The sequence below is a fragment of the Streptomyces sp. NPDC087859 genome (assembly GCF_044742595.1).
In the GTDB taxonomy this organism is placed as follows: Bacteria; Actinomycetota; Actinomycetes; order Streptomycetales; family Streptomycetaceae; genus Streptomyces; species Streptomyces canus_F.
This window is the reverse complement of the sequence record NZ_JBIUUU010000010.1, coordinates 224,746-250,701: the sequence shown is the minus strand read 5'-3', so window position 1 is coordinate 250,701 and position 25,956 is coordinate 224,746. Positions and strand designations below refer to the sequence as shown.

Genomic DNA, 25,956 nt, shown 5'->3' with positions numbered 1-25,956 from the left:
ATCCCCCACCAGTCCCGGAGGTACGCATGTCCCGCACCACCGACGGCCGCCCACCCCACGACGAGGAGCAGCGCCTGCGCGAACTCGGCTACCGGCCGGTCCTCGCCCGGCGCATGGGCGGCTTCGGCAACTTCGCGATCAGCTTCTCGGTGATCTCGATCCTGTCCGGCTGCACGACCCTGTACGGATTCGGGCTCGGCGCGGGCGGCCCCGCGGTGATGCTGTGGGGCTGGGCCGGCGTCGGCCTGTTCGTCTTATCGCCGAGGTCACCAGCGCGTACCCGACATCCGGTGCGCTCTACTACATGGCGGACCGGCTCGGCGGCCGCCGCTGGGGCTGGTACACAGGTTGGCTGAATCTGCTCGGCCTGCTGGGTGCGATCGCCGGCATCGACTACGGCGCGGCACTGTTCGCGGGCGCGTTCGCCAACCTCCAGTGGGGCTTCGAGCCGACGCCGGAGAAGACGATGCTCGTCTTCGTCGTGATCCTGCTGCTGCACGCCGTACTGAACCTCTTCGGCGTGCGCCTGGTCAGCGTCCTCAACTCCATCAGCGTGTGGTGGCACCTGGCGGGCGTCGCGCTCATCGTCGGCGCGCTGGCGATCGTCCCGGACCACCACCAGTCGCCGTCCTTCGTCTTCACCGAGTTCGTCAACGACACCGGCTGGTCGAGTCCCTTGTACGTGGCGGCGATCGGCCTCCTCCTGGCCCAGTACACGTTCTCCGGCTACGACGCCTCCGCCCATCTGTCCGAGGAAACCTCCAACGCCTCCGTGTCGGCCGCGAAGGGCATCGTCCGCTCCATCTGGGTCTCCTGGATAGCGGGGTTCGTCCTGCTCGCCGGTCTCACCTTCGCCATCCAGGACTACGACGCCACCCGGGCCACCGACACCGGGGTGCCGCCGGCGCAGATCCTGCTGGACGGCCTCGGCACGGACGGCGCGAGCGCGCTGCTCGTCGTGGTGATCGTCGCCCAGCTGTTCTGCGGCAACGCCGAAGTCGCCGCCGCCAGCCGGATGGTGTTCGCGTTCAGCCGGGACGGGGCACTGCCGGGCTCGGCCCTGTGGCGCAAGGTCAGCAGCCGCACCCAGACCCCGGTCGCGGCGGTGTGGCTGTCGGTCTCGATGGCCGGCCTCCTCGCCCTGCCGTCCCTGTACTCGGCGACGGCGTACGGCGCGGTCACCGCCATCAACGTCATCGGCATCACCCCCGCGTACGCCATCCCCGTACTGCTGCGGCTGCGCGCGGGGGACCGGTTCCAGCCGGGCCCGTGGAGCCTGGGGCGGTGGAGCAGACCGATCGGATGGATCGCGGTGGTGTGGGTGGCGTTCGTCACGGTGCTCTTCTGTCTGCCGCAGTCCTCGCCGGTGACGGTCGACACGATGAACTACGCGTCCGTCGCCCTCGCCGTCGTACTCGTTCTCGCCACCGTGTGGTGGTACGCCGCCCGCCGTTCGTACGGGACGCCCACCACGGCGGCGTACGGCTCCGACCGTGACCAGGCGGAACTGGCCGAGGGAATCGTCTGAGCAGGGGCATCCGCCCCCAGGCCGTCTACGAACCCCTGTGCCGGATACGGCAGGATGAGCGGTCGCGCCCGTCGTGGCGCCTTCACGGCCCGCGCGGCCGCTCATGCAGGACTTCCGAACAGGTGGCAATGTGACAGCATTTCAACGGGATCTCACCATGGACGACCTCGTCGTCCCCGGAATCGCCGTGGTCGCGGGCCTGGTTGCCGCGTTCCTGCTGCGGATCCTGCTCAAGTGGCTGGGCAAGCACGCCGACCGTACGAAATGGAGCGGTGACGACGTCATCGTGGCCGCGCTGCGGACGGTGGTGCCCGCGGCGGCGATCGCGGGCGGCATCGCCGTCGCCGCGGCGGCGCTGCCGCTGACGAAGACGACCCAGCGCACCACCAACCAGGTCCTGACCGTCCTGCTGATCTTCGTGGTCACGGTGGCGGCGGCCCGGCTGGTGGCCAGCCTGATGCGGTCGGTCACCCAGTCCCGCCCCGGCGTCGCCGGCTCGGCCACGATCTTCGTCAACATCACCCGCGTGCTGGTCCTGGCGATCGGCTTCCTGGTGGTGCTGCAGACCCTGGGCGTCTCCATAGCGCCGATGCTCACCGCCCTCGGAGTCGGCGGCCTGGCCGTCGCGCTCGCCCTCCAGGACACCCTCGCCAACCTCTTCGCGGGCATCCACATCCTCGCCTCCAAGACCGTCCAGCCCGGTGACTACATCCGGCTGAGCAGCGGTGAGGAGGGCTACGTCGAGGACATCAACTGGCGTCAGACGACGGTCCGTGCGCTCTCCAACAACCTCGTCGTCATCCCCAACGGGGAGCTGGCGAAGTCGAACATGACCAACTTCATGCGTCCCGAGCAGCAGTTGACGATCCTGGTCCAGGTCGGGGTCGGCTACGACAGCGACCTGGAGCACGTCGAGCGGGTGACCATCGAGGTCGTCGCCGAGGTGATGACCGAGATCACCGGCGCGGTCCCCGACCACGAACCGCTGGTCCGCTTCCACACCTTCGGCGACTCCCGGATCGGCTTCACGGTCATCCTGGGCGTCGGCGAGTTCAGCGACCAGTTCCGCATCAAGCACGAGTTCATCAAGCGCCTGCACAAGCGCTACCGCGCGGAGGGCATCCGCATCCCCGCGCCGACGCGCACGGTGGCCCTTCAGCAGGGCGCCGTGGTCATCCCGCAGCAGCGGGGTGCCGAGGAAGCGGGCGAAGTGACCTCCGCCCGCTTCGACTGACCGGCCCGCCGATCGCCTTACAGAGTGGCCGAGTTGTCGTGATAACCGCTGCTCGGCCTGGTCTGGGGCTGACGCAGGGCCGAACTCACCGGCGTCACCGTCCAGTCCGGGTGGCCGGGCATCCGCGGGGTCTTCGTTCCGTAGAGCCAGTCCCGCAGGAACCCTGACAGGTCAGTGCCGGAGACCTCCGAGGCGACGGCGATGTAGTCGTCCGTCGCCGCGGAGGAGTTGCGGAAGCGCTCCAGGAAGGTCCGCTCGATGCCGGTGAAGACGGTCTCGCCGACCAGCTGACGCAGCGCGTACAGGACGAGGACGCCGCCCAGGTAGCGCTGGCTGTCGAAGAGGTTGGCCGCGTTGGGCGACGCGACCGGGCCCGAGCTCTTGCGCCACTGGTCGCCGCGCGCGTACGTGTCCTTCATCCGGGCTTCCATCGTGACCAGCCCGAGGGAGTCGGTCCAGCCCCGCTCATAGCGGTACAGCAGCCCGTAGAAGTCGGCGTGGCCCTCGTTGAGCCACAGGTCGGACCAGGTGGCGGGGCTGACACTGTTGCCGAAGTAGGAGTGGACCAGCTCGTGCATCATGTGCGAGCCGATCTTCGGCTCGGCCTGGAGCAGGTAGTTCGGCTTGTACAGCGTGAGGGTCTGGGTCTCCAGACCGGTGAAGTCGAAGGCGTCCGAGGCGTCGTTGTTGCACGGCAGCAGGCCGTACGTCTCGAAGGGGTACGCCCCGAGCCGCTGCTCGATCCAGCTCACCAGGTTCGGGGTGAGGGCGAGCGCGGGCTCCAGGGCGGCGGCCCGGGCGGTGGGTACGACATCCCGGAGCGGCAGCCCGTTGGGCCCGGGCCGGTCCTTGATCACGTAGTCGCCGACCGTGATCTGCACGAGCTCGGTGGCCATCGGCTCGCGGGAGCGGTACGTGTACGCGGTACGGCCGTCCCCGAGCTCCTCGGTGCTCACCAGGCCGCCGCTCGCGACGCCGCGCAGGCCCGCCGGGACGGTGACGCGGAAGGTGAAGTCCGCCTTGTCCGCCGGGTGGTCGTTGCAGGGGAAGACGGTGTGCGCCGAGTCCGGCTGGGGGCACACCGCGAAGCCGTCCGGGGTGGGGACCCAGGCGGTGTGCGCGAGGGTGCGGCGCGGGTCCGCGGAGTAGGCCACGGTGACGTCCACCGGGAGGTCCGCGGCCGGCGGCTCGGCGGGGGTGATCCGCAGCTTCTCGCCCGCCTGCTCGAAGGCGGCCGCGGCACCGGCCACGGTCACGGTGCGTATCTCCAGGCCGAGGGCGTCGAGCGAGAAGCGGCTCAGGTCCTGGGTGGGGGTGATCGAGAGGGTCGCCGTCGCGTCGACGAGCCTGGTCGTGGCGTCGTACGCGAGGTCGAGGTGGTACGCCGAGACGCGGTAGCCGTCGTTGCCGAGGCTCGGGAAGACGGCGTCGCCGAGGGTCTCCGGGCCCGGGGTGCCGGTCTCGGGGGCCGCGAGTGCCGGGGATGCCACGCTCAGCACCGCCGCGGTGCCGAGCAGGGCGGCGGGGGCCGTCACTCTGGTGCGATATCTCATGGTCCGCTTTCGTTCGGGCGGCCGGCTGGTCGGGTCCGGCCGTCGGAAGACGTGTGATCAACATGCTTGACCGCAAGATCAGACGCTTCGAACGGCTCTGCGGATGCGCCGGTTCTCGGACAGCGTGCGCGGACCGCTGTCGAGCCTCGGACGGACAGGAGATATCTTGATGTCGAGCAATGTTGCAGACGTGGAGCGGAGCACCCGGTGACTGACTCGACCATCATCTATACGCACACTGACGAGGCCCCGGCCCTGGCGACGTATTCCTTCCTGCCGGTGGTCCAGGCGTACGCCTCGCAGGCGGGTGTCGCCGTGGAGACGCGGGACATCTCGCTGGCCGGGCGCATCATCGCGGTGTTCCCGGAGTACCTGACCGAGGACCAGCGCATCCCGGACGCCCTGCACGAGCTGGGCGAGCTGGCGAAGACGCCCGAGGCGAACATCATCAAGCTGCCGAACGTCTCGGCGTCCATCCCGCAGCTCAAGGCCGCGGTCGCCGAGCTGCAGGCGCAGGGCTACGCGCTGCCGGCCTACCCCGACGACCCGAAGACCGACGAGGAGCGGGACATCCAGGCCCGCTACGACAAGATCAAGGGTTCCGCGGTGAACCCGGTCCTGCGTGAGGGCAACTCCGACCGTCGCGCCCCCGCCTCGGTCAAGAACTACGCCAAGAACCACCCGCACCGCATGGGCGCCTGGTCGTCGGAGTCCAAGACGAACGTGGCGACCATGGGGCAGAACGACTTCCGCTCCACCGAGAAGTCCGTCGTGATCTCCGAGGCCGGTGCGCTGCGGATCGAGCTGGTCGCCGAGGACGGCGCCACCACGGTGCTGCGCGAGTCGGTACCGGTCCTCGAGGGTGAGGTCGTCGACGCGTCCGTGCTGCACGTGGCCGCGCTGCGGGAGTTCCTCACCGCGCAGATCGCCGAGGCCAAGGCCCAGGGCGTGCTGTTCTCCGTGCACCTGAAGGCCACGATGATGAAGGTCTCCGACCCGATCATCTTCGGTCACGTGGTCCGCGCGTTCTTCCCGAAGACCTTCGCGCAGTACGGCACCGCGCTCGCCGCGGCCGGCCTGACCCCGAACGACGGTCTGGGCGGCATCTACAAGGGCCTGGAGTCCCTGCCGGAGGGTGCCGCGATCAAGGCGTCCTTCGACGCCGAGCTCGCCGAGGGCCCGGCCCTGGCCATGGTCGACTCCGACAAGGGCATCACCAACCTGCACGTGCCCTCCGACGTCATCGTCGACGCCTCGATGCCGGCCATGATCCGCACCTCCGGCCACATGTGGGGCCCGGACGGCCAGGAGGCCGACACCCTCGCGGTGCTGCCGGACTCCTCCTACGCCGGTGTCTACCAGGTCGTCGTCGACGACTGCCGTGCCAACGGCGCCTACGACCCCTCGACCATGGGTTCGGTCCCGAACGTCGGCCTCATGGCGCAGAAGGCCGAGGAGTACGGCTCCCACGACAAGACCTTCGAGATCAAGGCGGCCGGTACGGTCCGTCTGGTCGACCAGGCCGGGAACGTCCTCATCGAGCAGCCGGTCGCCGAGGGCGACATCTTCCGTGCCTGCCAGACCAAGGACGCGCCGATCCGGGACTGGGTGAAGCTCGCCGTCACCCGCGCCCGCGCCACCGGTGACCCGGCCGTGTTCTGGCTGGACGAGACCCGCGCGCACGACGCCAACCTGATCGCCAAGGTCAACGCGTACCTGCCGGAGCACGACACCGAGGGCCTGGACATCCGGATCCTCGCCCCGGTCGAGGCGACGAAGCTGTCGGTGGAGCGCATCCGCCGCGGCGAGAACACCATCTCGGTCACCGGCAACGTGCTGCGCGACTACCTCACCGACCTCTTCCCCATCCTGGAGCTGGGCACCAGCGCCAAGATGCTGTCGGTCGTCCCGCTGATGGCGGGCGGCGGCCTCTTCGAGACGGGCGCCGGCGGTTCCGCGCCCAAGCACGTCCAGCAGCTGGTCAAGGAGAACTACCTGCGCTGGGACTCCCTCGGTGAGTTCTTCGCGCTGGTCCCGTCCCTGGAGCACTACGCGACGGCCACCGACAACCCGAAGGCCAAGGTCCTCGCCGACACCCTCGACCGCGCCACGGCGACCTTCCTCAACGAGGACAAGTCTCCGACCCGTCGCGTCGGCGGCATCGACAACCGCGGCAGCCACTTCTTCCTGTCCCTGTACTGGGCCCAGGAGCTGGCGGCGCAGACCGAGGACGCGGACCTGGCGAAGGCCTTCGCGCCGCTCGCCGAGACCCTCGCCTCGAACGAGCAGAAGATCGTCGACGAGCTGGGCGCCGTCCAGGGCAAGCCGGCCGACATCGGCGGCTACTACCAGCCCGACCCGGCCAAGGCCGCGAAGATCATGCGCCCCTCCACGACGTGGAACGACGCGCTGGCGTCCCTGAGCTGACGCAAGCACTCCTTGCGGCTCCGCCCCGGCCGGGTTGTCCCGGCCGGGGCGGTGGTGCGTCCGGCGGGTGGCCGTGTGTCCAGCCGGGCGACGCCGGACGACAAAGAGACTTCCGTGGCGCAATTGCGTGAGCCAAATGTCTCGTCCCAACTCCTCGCAGGTACAAGCCCCTTGATGACGGGGCACACTTGCATCGAGCAATACTCCACAGCATCGATTGCGAGGGGTGAGGCGATGGCCACGGCTGGCGGGCCCACGGTACGGCGGCGTCAGCTCGGCGCGGAGCTGCGGCGCCTGCGCGAGCAGGCCGGCAGGCGGATCGAGGACGTCGCCACCCATCTCGAGTGCTCCATGTCGAAGATCAGCCGGGTGGAGACGGGACAGGCCCCCATCAAGGCCCGCGACGTGCGCGACCTGCTCGAGTGGTACGGCGTCACCGATCCGGTGCGCATCGAGACCGTGATGCAGATCCACAAGGACGCTCAGCAGCAGGGCTGGTGGGCGCACTACGGGGATGTACTGCCCTCGGGCATGGCCACCTACGCGGGCCTGGAGGCCGATGCCCGCGTCCTGAGGTCGTACGAGTCGATGGTGGTCCACGGCCTGCTCCAGACCGAGGACTACGCCCGTGCGGTGATCGCCCCGCTGCCGTACAACCAGCCGCACGAGACGGACCAGTTGGTGCGGTTCCGCAAGGAACGCCAGGCCCTGCTCACCAGCCGGCCCGACCCCCTGGAACTGTGGGTGGTGCTGGAGGAGAGCGCGTTGCGCCGGCCGGTCGGGGGCAAGGACGTCATGACGGCACAGCTGAAGTACCTCGCGGAGGCGGCGGCCATGCCGAACGTCACGCTTCAGATCATGCCGCTCGCGAAGGGCGCGCACGCCGCCCTGTCCGGCGCCTTCTCCCTGCTGGAGTTCGAACCCCACACGCCTACAGTCGTCTACGTCAACTCCATGGCCGGCAACGTCTATCTGGAGAAGGAGCGCGACGTCCGCACCTTCATCCAGACGTTCGACCTGCTGCGGGCGGCGGCTCCGGATCCGCAGGAGGCGCTCACCCTGCTGGAACAGCTCACAAGGGAGATGCAGAACTCATGAACAAGCAGAACGGCCGGCGCCCGCCGCAGGTCGGTCTCGAGAACGCCGTGTGGCACAGGAGCAGCTACAGCACGGGCAACGGGGCATGCGTCGAGATCACCTTCGTCGAGGAGGTGGTGGCGGTCCGGGACTCCAAGGACACGGACCGGCCGGCCCTCGCCTTCTCGCCACGCGGGTGGCACGCGTTTCTCGAAAAAACGGCCACCGACGGCCGCCCGCACCAACGCTGAGAGATTGGCCAGGGGGCTGACCGTGTACGACGTCTTATCCATCCACCCCGTCGCGTCCGAACCTTTCTACGCGGCGGAGACCTTCTGGGCCGCGGCCGGTGTCGCCGCCACCGTGGTCCTGGGATGGTGCGGGATCTGGGCCGTGTTCCGCACGGCATACCCCCGACGTCGGCTCACCTGCACGGTCAGCCACGACCCGCTGGTCCGCGGCCCCGTCGACGGCAGCCTGGAGATCAGTCACAACGGCACCCCCCTGACCGACCCGCACGTGGTCACGGTGGTGCTCACGAACTCGGGACGGCGGGACATAGCCAGCAGCGCCTTCGACCGCAGCGAGCCCTTCCGGGTGCGGCTGGGCGTCCCGTATGCCGAACTGCTGAGCACCGAGTCCCGGCCCGGCGACGCCCAGGCGCCCCCGGCCCGGGTACGCGGCGCCGAGCTGCGCATAGGTCCCGGACGTCTCGGCTCGGGAACGACGATCACCTACCGCCTCCTTGTCGACACGGTCCCCACCCACGACTTCCGGCACTCCCTGCTCGACGTGAGAGTCCAGTGCACCACCGCGTCGACCCCGCGCGGCCTGTCCCGTACGGTGCCGCTGGTCCGCCCCTGAGGACGGCACCTACCTCACTACTCCCGCCCGGCGATCAGCTCCTCCGAGTCCGCGTCCGTGAAGCCGTACGCGTGGGCGATGAACCAGAACTGCTCGCCTATCTCCTCCCGCGCGACGGTCTCGATCTCGCTGCCCGCCGCGTCGAAGGCCGCCTCGAGGTCGTTGAACTCCTCGGTGGCCGCATGCGTCAGCACGTACAGCGCGGTGAGATCGGCGGGCCGTTCCGCCTCGATCCGCTCGCACAGGCGCAGCAGGATCTCCCTGCCCCGGTCCAGCACGTGGTCGGGGTAGTAGTCATCCGCGTACAGCGCCTTGAGGAACGGGTGCGCGGCCGCCTGCGGATTGCTGATGTTCATGCTGTGATCGTGCACCACGCCACTGACAACGCCCCGGAGCCGCCGCATGACCTCTGCCGAACCGTCCTTCGAGCTGGTGCCCGGAGCCGGGGAGTCGCCCGTGATCCTGCATGTGCCGCATTCGGCGCGGGAGACACCTGCCGAGGTGCGGGCGGGGATCGTGCCGCAGGGTGCCGCGCTGGAGCGGGAGCTGGACCACATCGTCGACGCGCACACCGCGGAGCTCGCCGCGGCGGCGGCCGGGGCGTCGCGCGTCGCTCCGTGGCGGTTCGTGAACCGGCTCTCCCGGCTGGTCGTCGATCCCGAGCGCTTCCCGGACGAGCGGGAGGAGATGCTCGCCGTCGGGATGGGCGCCGTGTACACCCGGACGACCCGGCGCGCGCCCCTGCGGCCGGAGGGCTTCGATCCCGAGCCGTTGATCGCGCGGTACTTCCGGCCGTACGCGCAGGCCATGACCGATGCCGTGGCCGGGCGGCTGGCCGCCACGGGGCGGGCCGTGATCGTCGACGTGCACTCCTACCCCACCGCACCGCTCCCCTACGAGCTGCACGGCGACGGCCCGAGGCCGCCGGTGTGTCTGGGGACCGACTCCTTCCACACCCCTCCCGAGCTGGTCGAGGCCGCTCAGGAGGCGTTCGCGGGCTGTGGGGGGATCGGGCTGGACAGTCCGTTCAGCGGGACGTACGTGCCGCTGGAGTTCCACGGCCGTGATCCCCGTGTGTCCGCGCTGATGGTGGAGATCCGGCGGGACACCTACATGAGCGAACCCGGCGGGCCCGCCGGCCCCGGGCTGCGGATGCTGGTGTCGGCCCTCGCCGCTCTCGTCGACGCCGTCACCCGCTGACCTCCGGCTGGAGCACTTCCGCGCGACAGCGCACCACAAGGCCGGTGAGGCTGGGGGCATGACCGAGGAGACCAGCACGCTGACCGGCCAGGACCTGCCCGACGTACGGGACTGGCCCACCCTCGACCTCGACGCCACCGAGTTCGATCCGATCCTTGCCGACCTCATGCGGGAAGGGCCGCTGACCCGCATCCGGCTGCCGTTCGGCGAGGGCTGGGCATGGCTGGCCACCCGTTACCAGGACGTCAGGGCGATCACCAACGATCCGCGCTTCAGCCGCACCGCGGGGATGACCCGTCAGGTCACCCGGATCGCCCCGCACTTCAGTCCGCAGCCGGGCTCCCCGGCGTGGGCCGACCAGCCCGATCACAACCGGCTGCGCAAGACGGTGGCCGGCGCGTTCACGGTGAGTGCGATGAAGCGGCTGCGGCCTCGCGCGCAGGAGATCCTGGACCCGCTGGTGGAGGGTGTCCTGCGGGAGGGGCCGCCCGCCGATCTCGTCGAGCGGGTGCTGGAGCCCTTCCCGGTCGCCGTGATCTGCGAGGTGATGGGGGTGCCCGCCGCCGACCGGGAGCGGATGCACGCCTGGGCGGCGCAGATCGTCTCCACCAAGGGCGGGGCCGAGGCCTCCGCGGAGGCCAAGAAGGGCATGTTCGGCTGGATCGCGGACACCGTCCGGGCGCGCGCCCACAGCGAGGGCGACGACGTGTACTCGCTGATCGGCTCGGCCGTGCGGCGGGGCGAGATCAGTGAGGCGGAGGCGGTCGGGCTGGCCGCGCCGTTGCAGATCGGCGGTGAGGCCGTCACCCACAACTGCGGTCAGATGCTGTATCTGCTGCTCACGCGGCCCGAGTTGATGGAGAGGATGCGGGAACGGCCCGCGGAGCGCGGACCCGTCCTCGACGAACTGCTCCGCTACATCCCGCACCGCTCCTCGGTCGGCCTGGCCCGGATCGCCCTGGAGGACGTCGATCTGCACGGGGTGCGGATCGGTGCGGGCGAGGCGGTCTACGTCTCCTACCTCGCCGCCAACCGCGACCCCGACGTCTTCCCGTCCCCGGACCGGATCGACGCCGACCGCGACCCCAACCCGCACCTGTCGTTCGGCAACGGCGTGCACTACTGCACCGGCGCCGTCCTCGCCCGGCTGCAGATCGAGCTGCTGGTCGACACCCTGCTCGACCGGCTGCCCGGTCTGCGTCTCGCGGTCCCTGCCGACCAGGTCGTCTGGCGCCGCAGGACGATGATCCGCGGACCCCGGACGCTCCCCGTGACCTGGTAGGCCGATCCTCGCCGGTGGCTCAGACCCGCAGCCACTCCGTGACCACGACGTCCCCGCCCGCCCGCAGCCGCAGCGCGAAGGGGCCGACGGGCGGCGCGTCTCCGGTGAAGCGGCCCATGTCGTCGGTGACCAGGGGCGCGGCCGCCTGCGGACCGGTGAGCACCTCGATCAGGGCCTGCTGGGGCGGCAGCACCTGCCCCAGCAGTTCCTGTCCGGTCACCTCGACGTCGACGGTGACCTCGCCCGCGCGGAAGGTCAGCATCCGCGGTGCGTCGACGGCTCCCCGCACGGGGATGGCGTCGACCACCGAGTCGAAGGTCAGCTCGGCGATGCGGGCGTCCAGGTCGTGCAGCGCGTAGGCCGCCACGGCCATCTCGCGCAGCTGGGCCGGTACCGGATCGAGGATCGAGGCGGCCCTGCGGAGCTCCTCCTCCAGCAGATCGACGTCGAACTCCTCGCCGTCGTGGGCCTCTTCGTCGAAATCGTCGTTCACGGTGTTCACACCGCCCCCCTTGCTTCCATGCGTGCCCGCAGCCGGCGCAGACAGCGCTGGCGCAGGGGTCCGATGCTGCCCACGGCGATGCCCAGGGCGGAGGAGACCTCCTGGTAGCTGGGCGGCGGTGAGGCCATCAGGATGCGCAGCAACTGCCGGCAGCGGTCGCCGAGTTCCTCGAACTCCTGCCACAGATGACGGATCCGCTCGCTCTGCACGGCCGCCTCCTCGGAGTCCAGCAGCGACTGCTCGGGGGTGCGGTCCTCGCTGACCCGGTCGAGCAGTTGCGGATCGTCCGTGGGCGTCAGTCGCCTTAAGCTCTTGAGCACCTTCAGGCATTCGTGCCGTGCGGTGCTCGCCAGCCACGAGCCGGCCTTCTGCGGTTCACGGATCCGGCCGAGATGCTGGGCGAAGCGGAACCACACCGTCTGGTACACCTCGTGTGCGTCGGCGTCGGACAGCCGGTGCGCGCGCACGACGGACCACACCAGTGGGCTCAGCCCTTCCACGAGCGCCTTCCAGGCCGCAGCGTCACCGTCGACGGCGGACTGGACCAGCGCGCCGACATCTGCTCGGTCCACGGCCCCACCCCTCGTGTACGGCATGTCATCGTACGCCGTGACGGGGGCGAGTTCGGCCCTCACCGTTGGACAGCCGTGCTCGGGCGCCAGGTCGGCGGAATGAGCGCGGTGACGTGCGCCCCTCGCACCTCCGCGAACTCGGTGTTGGCGGCGATCAGTTGCTGCCGGGCGGCCCGCGGGTCGTCCTCCTTGTTGGCGGTCATGTACGCGGCCACCATGCCGGCGGCGGCAGGGGTGGCGAAGGAGGTGCCGCTCCAGTGCGCGAAGCCGTCGAACATCACCTGGTCCGGCTTGGCGGGGGTGCCGTCGTCGCTCAGCACGCCCGCGTGGCGCGGGTGCTGGCAGGTGCACAGGTAGCTGAAGTGGAAGCGGCAGGCCTCGTACGTGGAGTGCTGGTACACGTACGGGATCGGTGCGTCGAAGCCGGTGAGGGTGCTGGTGAGGCGCTCGCCGGGGGCGTAGGCGTTGACCCAGGAGCCGTGGTTGCTGAAGCAGGCGCCGTGGTCGCCGTCGGTGCGCAGCGCGCCGATCGACAGGACCGAGCCCGCGTAGTCGGGCAGCGAGGCGTAGGCGGCGGGCCAGAAGGGCGTGGCGCTGGCGTTGTTGCCGGCCGCGGCGACCAACAGGGTGCGCTGCTGCCGGAGTTCCCGCATGAAGGCGTCCACGCCGAGCAGGCCGTCGGTGCGACCGTTGGAGGTGCCCGCGGACAGGCTGATGATGTCGGGCCAGCCGCCCTCGTCGACGGCGGCGAACAGGGCCTCGCCGAAGTCGGATTCGAGGATGGCGCCGGCGTCGTTGAGGGTGTTGCGCACGGTGATGTCCGTGTTGGGGGCGATGGCCGCGAGTATCCCGGCGATGAAGGTGCCGTGGCCGACGTACTGGAGCAGGTTGCCCTGCGGGTCGGTCTCGGTGCCGTGCAGGTCGCCCTGGACGTGGGCCAGGAGCGGGACCAGCTGGTGGTCGTGGGTGAGGCCGTTGTCGATGACGAGGACGCCGACGGCGGTGTCCGCGTCGTGACCCGCCGACGCGGGGGCCGGGTTGGTGCCCTGGTTGAGCGGGGCGGGCACGGGCTCGTCACCGGGACAGGAGTTCACCGCGATCGACACCACGTGGTTGCGGCTGACGAGACGGCGTCCGGCGCGTCCCTCCGGCTCGCGCATGGCGCGCAGGGCGCCCGCGACGGCCCGGTCGGCGCGCCGGTCGCCGTGGCCGGGGTCGCCGACCTGGATACGCGTGATGCCGGAGCGGTTGGTCTGCGGTCCGGCCCGGCGCACCTGGTCGCCGCTCAGACCGGTCGCGGCGGTGAAGTGGCTGCGCACGGTGTCCTCGACGAGTGCCGCCTCCTCACCGTCCCGGGCGAGGACCACACCCTTCTCGTAGATGAACTCGGCCGAATCGTCGGGCCCCAGTGCCAGGGCGACGTCGGGCATGGAACGCTGGATCTGGTCGAACTGCTCGGTGAATCGCTGTGGTGCCATGGCGTGTCCTCCCACTGGGCGGTGGTCGTCAGTCAGAGTCGCGGGACCGTTGATTGATACAGCGCCAAACCTGTGTGGCGCCCTACCCGGAGCACTACCATCCGTTGAGTGACGGCGAGAAGCGACTCGGTTCTCGAACTGCTGCCCATGGTGTTCGCCGCCCCCAACCAGGCGCTGGCGAGGGCGGAAGAGGTACTCGGCTCCGATCCCCTACCGCTGCACGCCTCCGTCGCCCACCAGGTCATCGGTATCTGGCAACGGGACTGGGGCGACCTGAGGATCGCGCTGGAGCATCTTCGGCGCGCCCGCGATCTCGCGGCGCGCGCGGAGTCGGCCGACCGCGAGGCGGATGTGCTGGCCGCGCTCGGGGTGGCGCTGGTGCACGCGGGGCGGACCCGGGAGGGCCTGGACGCGCTGGAGCGGGGTGTCGCGATCGGCAGCGGACACACCCGCGCGCGCGTCCTGTTTCGCCGTGCCTTCGCCTCGTGGGTCCTCGGCCGGCACCGGGAGGCGCTGGAGGACGTGCGCCGGGCGATCCCCGTGCTGCGGCAGGCGGACGACGTGATCTGGACCGCGCGGGCGCTCACCCTGCGCGCGACCGTGCATCTGGCGCTGGGCGCGGCGGAGCGGGCGGACGCCGACTTCACTGCGGCCGAGGCGCTGTGGGACACCACCGGGCAGGACCACGACAAGGCCGACGTGGTGGAGAGCCGGGGTCTGGCCGCGTTCCGGTCCGGGGACGTGCCGGTCGCGCTGCGGCTGCTGGACGAGGCCGAGGAGCGGTACGCCAAGCTCGGCACGCCGTCGTTCATGCTCTACATCCGGCGCTGCGAGGTCCTGATGGCCGCCGGGCTCGTCCCGGAGGCGCTGGCCGAGGCGGACGCGGCGATCGGGGTGCTCGACCGGATCGGCGGGCAGTCGACCCGCAAGGCGGAGCTGCTGCTGGCCGCCGCGCGTGCCGCCCGTCTCGCGGGCGATCCCCATACGGCGATCGCGCGTGCCGCGCTCGCCGTGCGGCTGTTCGCCGCGCAGCGGCGGCCCTGGTGGGAGACGCATGCCCGGCTGGTGCTGATCGAGGCGCGGGTGATGGCGGGGCGCGGTTCGGGGCGGCTGGTCGCCGATGCGGCCGAAGTGGCCGAGAAGCTGGCCTCGTTCGGCGCGCCGGCCGCGCCAGAGGCCTCGTTGCTGGCGGGCCGGATCGCGCTCGGGCTGGGCTGGACGGCCGACGCGGAACGGCATCTGGCCGTCGCGGCCCGCAGCAGACACAGCGGTCCGCCGCTGGCCCGGATGACGGGCTGGGCGGCGCAGGCGCTGCGGGCGCGGGCGGCCGGTTCGGGGCGGGGTGTGCTGGAGGCCTGCCGGCGCGGCCTGGACGTGCTCGACGACCACCGGATGACGCTGGGCGCCGCGGAGTTGCGGGCCCGGGCCACGGCGCAGGGTGCCGAACTCGCCGCGCTGGCCCAGCAGGCCAGCCTCGGCTCCGGTCCGCGCCGGCTGCTGGTGTGGAGCGAGCGCTGGCGGGCCACCGCGCTGTCCACGCCGCCCACCCGTCCGCCGGCCGACCCGACGCTCCTCGGCGATCTGACCGCGTTCCGCGAGATCGCGGCGCGCGCGGAGGAGGCCCGCATGGAGGGCCGTCCCGTGCCGACGCTGGATCGCGAACAGCGGCGGCTGGAGCGGGAGATCCGCTCCCGGACCCTGCACATCCGCGGGGACGTACCCGGCTACGGCAGCCGGTTCGACCCGGCGAGGCTGCTGGAGCGGCTGGGGGACGGGATACGTCTGGTCGAACTCGCCGTGCTGGACGGGCGTGTCCAGGTGCTGCTGTGCGGGCAGGGGCGGGTGCGGCGGTTCGAGGCGGGGCTGCTGGCGGACGCGGTGACCGAGGCCGAGCATGTGCAGGCGGGGCTGCGGCGGCTGGCCCACCCCGGCGCGGAGGCACGGCTTCCGCTGGTGGCGGAGGCGGGTCGCCGTCTGGAGGAGCTGTTGCTCGGTCCGGCGGCGGCGCACCTCGGGTCCGGGCCGGTCGTCGTCGTGCCCCCGGGCCGGCTGCACCGGGTGCCGTGGGCGCTGCTGCCGTCGCTGCGGGAGCGGGTGCTCAGTGTGTCGCCGTCGGCGAGCGGCTGGCTGCGGGCCCGGGAGACCGAGCCGCCGCCCGGTGGGCGCCAGGTGCTGGTGCGGGGGCCGGGGCTGGCGACCGAGGGCGCGGAGGTGGCCGAACTGGCGGACCGGTACGGCGGGTCGACGGTGCTGGAGGACGACGACGCGCGCGTGCCGCGGGTGCTGGAGGAGCTCGACGGGGCGGCTCTCGCGCACATCGCGGCGCACGGCACCTTCCGCGCCGACAGCCCGCTGTTCTCGTCGCTGCGGATGGCGGACGGCCCGCTCATCGTGCACGATTTCGAGCGGCTGGACCGCAGCCCGTACCGGATCATCCTGTCCTGCTGCGACACCGCCCGCTTCGCGTCGGTCGGCGCCGACGAGCTGCTCGGCCTGGTCACCGCGTTGCTGCCGCTGGGCACCGCGGGCGTGGTGGCGTGCACGGCGCCCGTCAACGACGCGGCGGTGGTGCCGCTGATGCTCGCGCTGCACAAGGGGCTCGACGCGGGGCTGTCCCTGGCGGAGGCGCTGCGCGACGCGCGGGCCGCGCTGCCCGGGGACGCCACGCATCAGGCCACGGGGTGGGCGTTCTCGGCGTTCGGGGCGGCCTGACGTCCTGGACGGGGCCGAGGGCACGGCGACGATGTGGCGGCCTGACCCCTCCCCCGATCACGGGGGTCAGACCGCCGGTCCGTGGGCCGGCTCAGGCCGGCTGTGCGTCGGGCAGTTCCACGAGCCACGGCAGTGCGCCCCGGCCGCCCGCGCCGAGCCGGGCGTACGCGCTGTAGAGGTGGTTGCCGACGGTGCGGATGGACAGGGTCAGCTTCTCGGCGATCTGCCGGTTGCTGAGGCCGGCGGCCGCGAGGGTGACGATCTGCCGCTGGCGGGCGGTGAGTTCACCGAGGACGAGACCGGACAGGGCCGGGGTGCGGGCCCCCTGGCAGCGGCGTGCCAGGTCGACCGCGCGGGTGCGTGAGGTGCGGGCGGCCCGGGGGTCGCTGTGGACGTGCACGGCCTGGGCGCAGGCCTCGGCGGCGAAGAGGAGGAACCCCCGCTCCGCCAGCCGCTCGGCCGCCTGGTCCAGGGCGGGCCCGTCACCCCGGGCGAGCGCGTCGGCGTGCAGCGCGAAGACCTCCGCGCCGGGCGACTCGCCGGGGGCTCCCAGGCGTACGGCGTCGTAGGCGTCGGTGACCGTCTCCAGCGCCACGTCGAGGTCGCCGCGTGCGGCCGCCAGCCAGGGCGCTGTGCGGGGGTCGGTGCGCACCCGGGGGTCCGCGTCGGGGTCGGTCATCTCGCCGGACTGCAGTACGGCCAGGGCGAGTTCGGCACCGCAGGCCGGATCGCCCGCCGTGTCCCGCAGCCCCTCCCTCGCCCAGGCCGCCGCCTCCCGCAGCTCTCCCCGCAGCCGCGCGAACCCCGCGCGCACGGCCGCGTACCAGGACGGCACCGGCTCGCCCTCCGCGACGAGCCACTCCCCCACGGGTGCGTTCAAGGTCCGTACGTCGGCCCGCTCCATCGCCCGGGTCAGCTCGGCCGCCTCGTCCTCCAGGGCGGCCTTGCACTGCTCAGGCGTACGGGCGAGCCGCCGCGCCCGCAGCCGGCCGGCCGCCGCCCGCAGGACGGGACCGTGCAGGGGGTGGGCCAGGCGTACGCCGCCGTGGTCGTCGACCCGCACCAGGCCCTCGGCCTCCAGGTCCTCCAGGACGCGCAGGTCGAGTCCGTCCATGTCGAGCGTCAACGGCTCGGCGAACGCGAGGAGTTCGAGCGTCTCGCGCTCGGGCCGGTCCAGGACTCCGGCCGTCCGTTCCCGCACGGCCGCCGTCACGGGCACCGGCCCGCGCCACGCTCGGTCGTCCGAGCCCGGCAGCCGGACGAGCAGCCCGCCTTCCCGTACGGCACCGACCATCTCGCGCATCAGCCGCAGATCCCCCCGGCACAGGTGGTGCAGCCGGTTCACGGTGAGCGGCTCCAGGCCGCCGCCGAGGCCCGCCGCCAGCAGCTGGGCCGTCTCCTCGTGGGGCAGTGGCTCCAGAGCGAGGCGGGGCAGCAGCTCACCGGTCCACAGCCGGGACACCGCACCCGGGACGGGGACGCCGTCCGTGGCCACCACCAGGAGCCGGGTGCGGCCGTGCACCGCGAGCTGGTGGACCAGGGCGGCCGAGGCGTCGTCGAGCAGATGCGCGTCGTCCACCAGCAACAGCCGTACCGCGGAGAGCAGTTGGACGGCTCGGTGCAGGGAGACCGCCTCGGGCAGCAGATGGGCGAACGCGGCGAAGGGGATGTGCCGGGTCTCGGGCGTCCCGGCCACCCTGGCGCAGTCGGTGCCGCGTACGGCCTCCGTGACGAGCCGGGTCTTGCCGCAGCCCACCGGACCGGTCACCACGATGCCGTGGTGACCTGCGGCCGAGGACCGGTGGATCAGCTCCAGTTCGTCCTCCCGGCCGGTGAACGGCCAGGGCAGTTCCAGGGTCTTCGCGTCCCGTTCGAAAATCGTCACGCCTACAAGAGCCCGAGTACTCACACCTGATACACAGGGACTTGAGTAGCCCTCGACTCAGGCGCCCGCCGTGCACCGACGGCACTCTTGGCGCATGACCTTCCGCTACTGCTCCCTCGCGCAGCAGCCGGCCCCCGCTTTCGCACCGGGGCTGGCCGCCGAGAGGCTCAGTGCGCTCGTCGGCGGAAGCCGGATGTGGGTCAACAACACCGTGCTGCACTACCACTTCTTCGACGGCGAGTCCGATGCCTCGGTCATCGCCGTACCGGGCAGCGGGGCGACCCGGCGGGTGTCGTGGGTCGGCGCCAAGGAGCAGCGGGACGTGGTGCGCGAGTGCTTCCAGGAGTGGCAGGACCTCGGCGTCGGCGTCACCTTCGCCGAGGTCGGCGACCGCGGCGAGGCGGAACTGCGCATCGGGTTCCAGCTCGGCGACGGCTCCTGGTCGACCGTGGGCAGGGACGCGCTGCGGGTCGGACTGCACGAGCGGACCATGAACTTCGGGTGGGACCTGACCGCGCCCGGGGAGCGCGGGACGGCCCTGCACGAGATCGGGCACGCGCTCGGCATGCACCACGAGCACCAGAACCCGTTCGCCGGGATCCTCTGGGACGACGAGGCCGTCTACGCCGATCTGGCGGGCCCGCCGAACTTCTGGACCCGGGACCGGACGTTCTTCAACATCCTGCGCAAGCTCGACGCGCGTGAGGTGAACGGTTCTGTCTGGGATCCGCACTCGATCATGGAGTATCCCTTCTCGGGGGGACTGATCCTGGAGCCGGAGCAGTTCCGTGCGGGTCTGAACCCGCCGGGCACGCTCTCGCCGTCCGACAAGGAGTACGTCCTGCGCTGGTACCCGTCGGCCGGCCCGTCGCGGCCGCCCGGACTGGTGCCGTTCCGTTCGGCCCCGCTCGGTCTGGGCCCGGGCGAGCAGGCCGACTTCACCGTCGAGCCGCCGGAGACCCGCGAGTACAGCGTGGGCACCTTCGGCGACAGCGACACCGTCGTGGTGGTCTTCGAGGAGCGGGACGGGGAACCCCGCTATCTCGCCGGCCAGGACGACGGAGGAGCGCCGCACAACGCCACCGTCAAGGCCCGTCTCGTCAAGGGCCGTCGATACTTCGTCCGTGTGCGCCTGTACTCCGCGTGGGGTTCGGGGGAAACCGCGGTCATGTGCTGGTGACAGCGCGTACAGACCGCACACGGGCGATGCCGGCCACTGTCCGGCGCCGGGGGAAGCGGCGGTGACAGTCTCCTTCGGGGGAGGGAGACTGTCACCGCCCACGCCATGTTCAGCACACCGGCCCATGCCATGGTCAGAGCGCCAGGGGCAGTTCCGGGTCCTTGGACCACTCCTCCAGCGAACCGTCGTAGAGCGACACGTCCTCGCGCCCCAGCAGCGTCAGGGCGAGCGCCGCGCCCGCCGCCGAGATGCCGCCGCCGCAGTACAGGACGACCGGCGAGTCCTCGGTGTCGAGCACCGTGCCGACCCTGGCGGCGAGTTCGGGTCCGGGCAGCACGCGGCCCGCGGAGTCCAGGAGTTCACGTCCGGGGAGGCTGCGGCTGGCGGGGATGTGGCCGCGGCGGCTGTAGCGGGTGGGGGCGGTGCCGTCGAAGCCGCCGGTCGGCAGGGCGCACACCAGGGTGCCGGGGCGTTCCCCACGGCTGATGGCGGCCACCTCGTCGAGGTCCGCCCAGAGTTCGGGGCGCGGGACCGGGGTCACGGGCGTGACCGTGGGGGCCGGTTCGGCGTCCTCACCGGAGGCCAGAGGGTGCCCGGCCGCCTCCCACGCCTCCAGGCCACCGTCGAGCACGGCGGCCGGTACGGAGATCGCGCGCAGCATCCACCACAGCCGGGCCGCCCAGATGCCGCCGCCGTCGTCGTACACCACGACCTCGCTGCCCTCCCCCACACCCAGCGCGGCGAGTGCGCCGGCCAGCGCCTCGGGGGCCGGTACGGCGAAGTGGTACGGGGCGTCATGGTCGCAGAGGCCGCCGGTCAGGTCGGCGTGACGGGAGCCCGGAAGGTGCCGCTCGGCCCACCCCGCGCGGCCGCTCGCACACCGGTAGTCGCCGTCGTGCCGGGGCGAGGGCAGCAGGGCGGTGGCATCGAGGACGACCAGCCGGGGGTCGTCGAGGCGGGCGGCGAGCCAGGTGTCGTCGACCAGAGGGCCGGGCAGCAGGGAGGTCATGGCGGCCGATGGTACGCCCGTGACCTGGGCATCTCGCCCGTCGAGCATGGTCATCCCATATTTCGGACCTCACTTGCACAGCATCCCCGGCATGCAGTTATGGTTTCGGCCATCTACGCGGGAGCCCCTACCCGGCTGGGCTGAGAGGGCGTCTGGGATCCGTTCGGTCGAGCGCGATCCCCATGGGGACGCCGACCGCACACACCACGCCATCCGGGCGTCCCGCGTAGGAGTTCACGTGTCTACAACAGTCGAGCCGAAGCGACCGGTGTCCCACACCCCGGTGCGCTGCTCCTGTTGTTGTCGCTGACACTCACGCGCCTCTCTCACCGTTCACCGCGCTCTCGCGCACCTCCTTCGGAGTACCCCCATGCCGCACATCCGGGTCATGCTCGACTATTTCCACCCCTGGCCGAATTCGGCTGGTCTGTACGTCTCACGCGCCCGTGGCTGGTTCGCCGAGGCAGGTCTCGACGTGGAGCTGGTGGTGCAGGACCCGGGACGCGGGGACACGCTGGAGTACCTGGCCCGGGGCGAGGTGGACTTCGGGATCTTCCCGCCGAACCGGCTGCTCGCCCGCCGTGCCGAGCGCGGCCAGCCGCTCATCGCGGTGGCGGCCGTCAACCACCGGGGCCTGGAGGCGATCCAGACGACGACCTCGACGGGCATCACCCGCCCCCGTGACCTCGTGGGCCGCCGCATCGCCCTCAACCCGACCCCGCGCGGGCGCGCGATGGTCCGCCACCTGGTCGCGGCCGACGGCGGCGACCCGGATGCGGTGATCACCGTCGACGCGGGCACCCGCGAGCTGACCGTGGACGACATCGAGGCGGGCGAGGCCGACGCCACCTTCGGAAACTACTGGTCCTGGGACGCGCTGCGCGGCGACCTGTCCGAGGAGCGCCGCGTGACCTGGCCGGTGGACGAGATCGGCGCGCCCCGCTACCACAGCTACCTGCTGGGCACGAGCGAGCGACTGCTCGCCGAACAGCCTTCGCTCATACGGGACTTCCTGGCCGTGACGGCCCACGGCTATGCGGCCGCCGACCAGGAGCAGGACCGCACCCTGGAGCTGCTGGAGGGCGTGATCCCGTACTTCCCGCGCTCGCTCATCGCCCGCTCCCTCGCCCTGATCGCACCGACCTGGACGGACGCGGACGGCCGCTGGGGCGTCATCGACACGTCCCGGATGGGCCCGTACGCGCACTGGCTCGCGGAGAACGGCGCCCTCGCACACGGCCGCGACTGGGACCGCTCCTTCACCAACGGCCTGCTGGACGTGGCCGCGTGACCCCCTTGCCCCGACTGACCCGGCGCCTGGCCGTCGACTTCAAGCGGGTGGCAAGCGCGCTGTGTCGGGCGTGACCGCCCCTCACCGCCGCTCTCCCCTCCGCACGAAGGACCCGTCATGCACCGCCGTACTCTCCTGTCCGTCATAGCCGCCGGCGCCCTGCTCGGTGCCACCGGATGCGCCGCCGAGTCCTCGGCCGCCGCGAAGGACGGAACCACCACCGTCACCCTCGCCCTCGACTGGACGCCCAACACCAACCACACCGGCATCTACGTCGCCCGGGCCAAGGGCTGGTTCGAGGACGCCGGGATCAGCCTCAGGATCGTGCCCTACGGTTCGACCGCGCCCGAGACCCTCGTCGCGGCCCACAAGGCCGACTTCGGCATCTCCTACCAGGAGGGCGTGACGACCGCGCGGGCGGCCGGCGCCGACATCGCCTCCGTCTACGCGGTCACCCAGAAGACGAACGTCACCATCGCGGTGCGCGCCGACAGCAAGGACATCAGCTCCCCGAAGGACCTCGACGGCAAGACCTACGCCGGGTTCGGCGCCCCCTACGAGAAGCCGCTGCTCCAGAAGGTCATCCAGAACGCGGGCGGCGAGGGCGACTTCAAGCAGATCACTCTCAACACCTCCGCGTACGCCGCGCTTTACGCGGGCAAGGCCGACTTCGCGATGCCGATGCCGACCTGGGAGGGCCTGGAGGCGGAGTTGAGCGGCAAGCCGCTCAAGAACTTCCAGCTGTCCGACTACGGCTTCCCGCCGATCTACTCGACGCTGGTGGCGTCCTCCGGCCAGTTCCTCAAGAAGAACCCGGCACTCGCCAAGAAGTTCCTCGCGGCGCTCGACAAGGGCTACCGCTACGCGGCCGACAACCCCGACCAGGCGGCCGACCTGCTGATCTCCGAGAACAAGAGCGTCCTCACCAACACCGAGCTGGTGAAGAAGAGCGAGGCGCTGCTGGCCAAGGAGTACTACAAGGCGGCGGACGGCACGATCGGCACGCAGAGCGCCGAGCGCTGGCAGGCCTTCGCCGACTTCGAGTACAAGGCGGGTCTGCTGGTCGACGCGGACGGCAAGAAGCTCACGAAGGCCCCGGACGCCTCGGAATTCTTCACCGACGCCTACCTCCCGGCCGCCAAGTGAAGCCGCTGCTGCGGTCGTTGTGGCCGCCGCTGCTGGTGCTGACCGTGGTGGTCGGCGGCTGGCAGCTGTACGTGAGCGCCGCCGGGGTCGATCCGACGACGCTGCCGTCCCCCGCGCGGGTGGTCGGGCAGGGCTGGGCGAACCGCGAGGACCTGTGGGCGCAGACCGTGCCCACCCTCCAGGAGACCCTCCTCGGCTTCGCGCTCTCGTTCGCGTCGGCCTGGCTGGTCGCCGTGCTCCTGGACTTCTCGTCGGCGGCCCGGCGGGGCCTGTATCCACTGCTGGTCGCCTCGCAGACGATCCCGATCGTCGCCGTGGCACCGCTGCTGATCATCTGGTTCGGCTTCGGGCTGCTGCCGAAGATGCTGGTGGTGACGCTGACGACGTTCTTCCCGCTGGCCGCCAACCTGGCCGCCGGGTTCGCGGCGACCGACCGCGAGGCGATGCGGCTGCTGCGCTCGCTGGGCGCGGGCCGGTGGCGGACGTTCCGGCTGGTGCGGGTGCCGAGCGCGATGCCGTACTTCTTCGCCGGGCTGCGGGTGAGCATCACGTACGCCGTCGTCGGCGCCGTCTTCGCCGAGTACGCGGGCGCCGAGGCGGGTCTCGGGATCTATATGCAGGCGCAGAAGAGCGCGTTCCGTACAGATCTGGTGTTCGCGGCGGTGGGGGTGACGGCGGCGCTGAGCATCGCGCTGTTCGGGGCCACGTATCTGTTGCAGCGGCTGGTGCTGCCGTGGGAGCGGAAGGTGGGCGAGTGAGCAGTCTGCGGATCGAGGGCGTCGGCAAGTCCTTCGACGAACTGGAGGTGCTCAGGGACCTCGAACTCTCCGTCGAGCCCGGCGAGTTCGCGGCCGTGATCGGCCCGAGCGGCTCCGGCAAGAGCACCCTGTTCAACCTGGTCTCCGGTCTCGACCGGCCCACCTCGGGGCGGGTGCTGGTGGAGGGCGAACCGGCCTCGGTGGAGTCCGGCAAGGTCGCCTACATGCCGCAGAAGGACCTGCTGTTCCCGTGGCGGACCGTCCTCGACAACACGGCGCTGGGTCTCGAGGCGCAGGGCGTGAGGAAGAAGGAAGCGCGGGCACGGGCCGACGCGCTCTTCGCCGACTTCGGGCTCGACGGCTTCCAGAAGGCGTACCCCTCCCAGCTCAGCGGCGGCATGCGACAGCGGGCAGCGCTGCTGCGCACGGTCGTCCTGGAGCGGCCGGTGCTGCTGCTGGACGAGCCGTTCGGCGCGCTGGACTCACTGACCCGGACCGAGATGCAGCTGTGGTTGGCCGGCATGTGGCAGCGGCACCGCTGGACGGTCGTCCTGGTCACCCACGACATCCGTGAGGCGGTCCTGCTCGCGGACACCGTCCATGTGCTGTCCGCGCGCCCCGCCACGGTCGTGGACCGCATCGAGGTGCCGCTGACCCGCCCGCGCGGCGAGGAGGACTTCACCGCGCCCGAGTTCGCGGCGACCGAGCGCCGGGTCCTGGAAGCCCTGCGCGGCACAACGGCTGTGAGGGCGGCTTGAGTTCCCATCAGGCGCACGGCATGGGCACCGACCCCGTCGAGCCCGACTGGGCGCCGCTCACGGACGCCGAGGTGACAGAGGTCGTCGGACCGTCGCAGGTGGTGTGGCGCAGCCCGCGTCCACTGTCGGCGGCGGCCGTCGTGGAGCGCGACGGACGGCGGCTGTTCGTGAAACGGCACCACACCGCCGTACGCACCCTTGAAGGGCTGGCCGAGGAGCACGCGTTCCTGCGCCATCTGCGGGAGCGCGGCGCGCCGGTCGTGGAGGTACTGGACGTGACGGCACGCGGCGAGTGGACGTACGAGGTCCACTCGACCGGCGTCGGCACGGATCTGTACCGGGACGCGCTGTCCTGGTCGCCGTTCCGGTCGGCCACGCACGCGAGGGCGGCGGGCGGGGCGCTGGCATGGCTGCATCGGGCGGCGGAGGGGTTCGAGGCGCCCAGGCGCCAAGTGCAGCCGCTGGTAGCCTCGTTCACGGTGTTCGCGGCGGACGATCCTTGGGCGGCGCTGGATCGGTACGTCACGCAACGCCCTCAACTGGCGGACGGACTGCGGGACTTCGCGTGGCGCGAGGACACGGACCGGGTACTCGCGCCCCTCCACGAGGAACTGGCCCCTCACCTCCCGGGCCTGCTCCCCCTGTGGACCCACAACGACTGGCACGCCTCCAACCTGCTGTGGGATGCCGAGGGCCAGGTCTCCACCGTCCTGGACTTCGGCATGAGCGACCGCACGACCGCCGTCCACGACCTGGCCACGGCCATCGAGCGCAACGCGGTGCAGTGGCTGCTGCCGGGCTACCCCGTCCGCGAGGAGGACGCGGTCGCCCTCCTCGACGGCTACCAGTCCGTACGCCCGCTCTCCCCCGCCGAGTCGGCGGCGCTTCCCGCACTGCTGCCTTTGGTACACGCGGAGTTCGCGCTCTCCGAGCTGGGCTACTTCCACGGTGTCACCCGTTCGCCGGAGAACACCCGGCTGGCCTACGAGTACTACGTGGGCCACGCCGAGTGGTTCGCGGGCCGCGACGGGCGGCGGCTGCGGGACCTCGTGGCCTACTCCGTGGGCGCCGGTTGGAACGGTTCCACGGCGAGGACCTTGCGGTAGACGCGGGCGCGGTCGCCGTAGTCGTCGACGGCGTCGTCGGATACGCCCTCGCCGAGGAGCAGTTGCGGCAGGGGCTGACCGTCGTCGCCGATTCGGTCAATCCGCCGGCCGTCACGCGGGACGCCTGGCGGGAGGCCGCTGCGCGGGCGCGTGTCGGGGTCGTAGAGGTGGAGGAGCGCTGTTCCGATCCCGTCGAGCACCGGCGTCGGGCCGCCTCGCGGTCGGTCGAAGTGCCGGGGCTGCCGTTGCCCGGCTGGGAGGAGATCGTCGGCCGGGAGTACGAGCCGTGGGAGCGCGAGCGCGTGGTGGTCGACACCGCCGGGCAGGCGCCCGATGAGTCGCCGGACGTGCTGCTCGCGGCCGTTGCCGCCGTCGGCCCGCCCGCCTAGGATCC

Annotated in this window: 22 protein-coding genes and 1 pseudogene; 16 read left to right on the top strand and 7 right to left on the bottom strand. The window is 71.6% G+C overall.

All coding sequences use genetic code 11. The features are described from left to right. Positions 1-26: 26 nt before the first annotated feature. A pseudogene (locus tag ACIOHP_RS25800) lies at positions 27-1,528 on the top strand (amino acid permease). 157 nt (positions 1,529-1,685) lie between these two features. Then, positions 1,686-2,762: a mechanosensitive ion channel family protein gene (locus ACIOHP_RS25795; RefSeq protein WP_361555860.1), complete on the top strand. Its 1,077-nt coding sequence runs from the start codon at positions 1,686-1,688 to the stop codon at positions 2,760-2,762. A 17-nt stretch (positions 2,763-2,779) separates the two neighbouring features. On the opposite strand, the gene ACIOHP_RS25790 is transcribed toward ACIOHP_RS25795, so the two are convergent. After that, positions 2,780-4,315, bottom strand: a complete 1,536-nt coding sequence (locus ACIOHP_RS25790) for a M1 family metallopeptidase (RefSeq protein WP_401891302.1) — start codon at positions 4,313-4,315, stop codon at positions 2,780-2,782. Positions 4,316-4,522: 207 nt separating this feature from the next. Here ACIOHP_RS25790 and ACIOHP_RS25785 point away from each other — a divergent pair, with 207 nt between their 5' ends. The 4 genes from ACIOHP_RS25785 (at position 4,523) to ACIOHP_RS25770 (ending at position 8,683) form a co-directional block, all read left to right on the top strand. Continuing rightward, positions 4,523-6,742, top strand: a complete 2,220-nt coding sequence (locus tag ACIOHP_RS25785; protein ID WP_361555812.1) for an NADP-dependent isocitrate dehydrogenase — start codon at positions 4,523-4,525, stop codon at positions 6,740-6,742. 234 nt (positions 6,743-6,976) lie between these two features. After that, positions 6,977-7,840 (top strand): helix-turn-helix transcriptional regulator, encoded by an 864-nt coding sequence (locus ACIOHP_RS25780; RefSeq protein ID WP_361555815.1) that lies wholly within the window; start codon positions 6,977-6,979, stop codon positions 7,838-7,840. Further along, positions 7,837-8,070 (top strand): DUF397 domain-containing protein, encoded by a 234-nt coding sequence (locus ACIOHP_RS25775; RefSeq protein WP_401891297.1) that lies wholly within the window; start codon positions 7,837-7,839, stop codon positions 8,068-8,070. Before ACIOHP_RS25780 ends, ACIOHP_RS25775 begins: the two co-directional genes overlap by 4 nt. Positions 8,071-8,092: 22 nt before the next feature. Next, positions 8,093-8,683, top strand: coding sequence for a hypothetical protein (locus ACIOHP_RS25770; RefSeq protein WP_361555821.1), 591 nt, complete (start codon positions 8,093-8,095; stop codon positions 8,681-8,683). Positions 8,684-8,700: 17 nt separating this feature from the next. On the opposite strand, the gene ACIOHP_RS25765 is transcribed toward ACIOHP_RS25770, so the two are convergent. Beyond that, positions 8,701-9,039, bottom strand: coding sequence for a DUF5713 family protein (locus ACIOHP_RS25765; RefSeq protein WP_401891294.1), 339 nt, complete (start codon positions 9,037-9,039; stop codon positions 8,701-8,703). A gap of 46 nt (positions 9,040-9,085) precedes the next feature. Between ACIOHP_RS25765 and ACIOHP_RS25760 the strand changes: the two genes are divergently transcribed. Next, on the top strand, positions 9,086-9,883 hold the full coding sequence (locus tag ACIOHP_RS25760; protein ID WP_401891291.1) for an N-formylglutamate amidohydrolase: 798 nt from the start codon (positions 9,086-9,088) through the stop codon (positions 9,881-9,883). 58 nt (positions 9,884-9,941) lie between these two features. Further along, on the top strand, positions 9,942-11,165 hold the full coding sequence (locus ACIOHP_RS25755; RefSeq protein ID WP_401891288.1) for a cytochrome P450: 1,224 nt from the start codon (positions 9,942-9,944) through the stop codon (positions 11,163-11,165). Between the two features lie 19 nt (positions 11,166-11,184). Here the strand turns inward: ACIOHP_RS25755 and ACIOHP_RS25750 are convergent, their stop codons facing one another. Genes ACIOHP_RS25750 through ACIOHP_RS25740 form a run of 3 tightly spaced genes read right to left on the bottom strand, consistent with a single transcriptional unit; the run spans position 11,185 to position 13,717 of the window. After that, positions 11,185-11,667, bottom strand: coding sequence for a hypothetical protein (locus tag ACIOHP_RS25750; protein WP_401891285.1), 483 nt, complete (start codon positions 11,665-11,667; stop codon positions 11,185-11,187). Next, positions 11,664-12,239, bottom strand: a complete 576-nt coding sequence (locus ACIOHP_RS25745; RefSeq protein ID WP_046257452.1) for an RNA polymerase sigma factor — start codon at positions 12,237-12,239, stop codon at positions 11,664-11,666. Before ACIOHP_RS25745 ends, ACIOHP_RS25750 begins: the two co-directional genes overlap by 4 nt. A 59-nt stretch (positions 12,240-12,298) precedes the next feature. Further along, a complete protein-coding gene (locus ACIOHP_RS25740; protein WP_401891280.1) occupies positions 12,299-13,717 on the bottom strand; it encodes a S8/S53 family peptidase in 1,419 nt (472 codons plus the stop codon). Between the two features lie 147 nt (positions 13,718-13,864). On the opposite strand from ACIOHP_RS25740, the gene ACIOHP_RS25735 reads away from it, so the two are divergent. Further along, positions 13,865-16,429 (top strand): CHAT domain-containing tetratricopeptide repeat protein, encoded by a 2,565-nt coding sequence (locus tag ACIOHP_RS25735; RefSeq protein WP_361555863.1) that lies wholly within the window; start codon positions 13,865-13,867, stop codon positions 16,427-16,429. Between the two features lie 91 nt (positions 16,430-16,520). On the opposite strand, the gene ACIOHP_RS25730 is transcribed toward ACIOHP_RS25735, so the two are convergent. Next, entirely contained in the window at positions 16,521-18,314 is a 1,794-nt protein-coding gene (locus tag ACIOHP_RS25730) for a LuxR C-terminal-related transcriptional regulator (RefSeq protein WP_401891278.1), read from the bottom strand. Positions 18,315-18,408: 94 nt separating this feature from the next. Here ACIOHP_RS25730 and ACIOHP_RS25725 point away from each other — a divergent pair, with 94 nt between their 5' ends. Continuing rightward, on the top strand, positions 18,409-19,494 hold the full coding sequence (locus tag ACIOHP_RS25725; protein WP_401891275.1) for a M12 family metallopeptidase: 1,086 nt from the start codon (positions 18,409-18,411) through the stop codon (positions 19,492-19,494). 133 nt (positions 19,495-19,627) lie between these two features. Here the strand turns inward: ACIOHP_RS25725 and ACIOHP_RS25720 are convergent, their stop codons facing one another. Then, entirely contained in the window at positions 19,628-20,503 is an 876-nt protein-coding gene (locus tag ACIOHP_RS25720; protein WP_401891272.1) for a sulfurtransferase, read from the bottom strand. A gap of 370 nt (positions 20,504-20,873) precedes the next feature. Between ACIOHP_RS25720 and ACIOHP_RS25715 the strand changes: the two genes are divergently transcribed. The 6 genes from ACIOHP_RS25715 to ACIOHP_RS25690 all read left to right on the top strand — a co-directional run bounded on the left by ACIOHP_RS25715 (position 20,874) and on the right by ACIOHP_RS25690 (position 25,951). After that, entirely contained in the window at positions 20,874-21,794 is a 921-nt protein-coding gene (locus ACIOHP_RS25715; RefSeq protein ID WP_401891269.1) for an ABC transporter substrate-binding protein, read from the top strand. Positions 21,795-21,911: 117 nt separating this feature from the next. Further along, positions 21,912-22,940: an ABC transporter substrate-binding protein gene (locus ACIOHP_RS25710; protein WP_401891266.1), complete on the top strand. Its 1,029-nt coding sequence runs from the start codon at positions 21,912-21,914 to the stop codon at positions 22,938-22,940. After that, positions 22,937-23,698, top strand: a complete 762-nt coding sequence (locus tag ACIOHP_RS25705) for an ABC transporter permease (protein ID WP_401891263.1) — start codon at positions 22,937-22,939, stop codon at positions 23,696-23,698. The genes ACIOHP_RS25710 and ACIOHP_RS25705 overlap by 4 nt, the downstream gene beginning before the upstream one ends. Further along, on the top strand, positions 23,695-24,456 hold the full coding sequence (locus ACIOHP_RS25700) for an ABC transporter ATP-binding protein (RefSeq protein WP_401891261.1): 762 nt from the start codon (positions 23,695-23,697) through the stop codon (positions 24,454-24,456). The genes ACIOHP_RS25705 and ACIOHP_RS25700 overlap by 4 nt, the downstream gene beginning before the upstream one ends. Beyond that, a complete protein-coding gene (locus ACIOHP_RS25695) occupies positions 24,453-25,562 on the top strand; it encodes a phosphotransferase enzyme family protein (protein ID WP_401891258.1) in 1,110 nt (369 codons plus the stop codon). Before ACIOHP_RS25700 ends, ACIOHP_RS25695 begins: the two co-directional genes overlap by 4 nt. Beyond that, a complete protein-coding gene (locus ACIOHP_RS25690; protein WP_401891255.1) occupies positions 25,529-25,951 on the top strand; it encodes an adenylyl-sulfate kinase in 423 nt (140 codons plus the stop codon). The genes ACIOHP_RS25695 and ACIOHP_RS25690 overlap by 34 nt, the downstream gene beginning before the upstream one ends. The last annotated feature ends 5 nt before the right edge of the window (positions 25,952-25,956 follow it).